The organism is Phocaeicola sp. RTP21198st1_B8_RTP21198_201120 (assembly GCF_040929485.1).
Taxonomy (GTDB): domain Bacteria; phylum Bacteroidota; class Bacteroidia; order Bacteroidales; family Bacteroidaceae; genus Phocaeicola; species Phocaeicola dorei.
The window spans coordinates 773-1,095 of sequence record NZ_JBCOCI010000349.1 but is presented as its reverse complement, the minus strand read 5'-3'; the positions used below and the strand labels follow the sequence as shown (position 1 = coordinate 1,095).

Genomic DNA, 323 nt, shown 5'->3' with positions numbered 1-323 from the left:
ATCAACCCTGATAAGTATGAAAAAACCAATCATCTTTTTACTTGTTTTAATTACCAACATCTTATTTATCTCTGCACAGAAAATTTCAAAGACAGAGTTAAAAGACAAAATAGCCGGAGCTTGGATCGGGCAAATGGTAGGAAATATATATGGACTTCCTTTTGAGAACAAGTTTGTAGATGAACCTGCCCCGGAATCCAGATTTCCATTCGGTTACACTAAAAACATAGATAAATTGCAGAAGTATAACGGTGCATTCTCTGATGACGATACTGATGTTGAGTATATCTACTTACTATTAATGGAGAAATATGGTGTAGAAC

The 323-nt window shown here is 34.7% G+C and carries 1 protein-coding gene; it reads left to right on the top strand.

What is annotated here, in order from left to right; genetic code table 11:
- Window positions 1-16 precede the first annotated feature (16 nt).
- Window positions 17-323: ADP-ribosylglycohydrolase family protein (locus AB5935_RS26180; RefSeq protein ID WP_368327890.1), on the top strand; the 307-nt coding region annotated here is incomplete at its 3' end.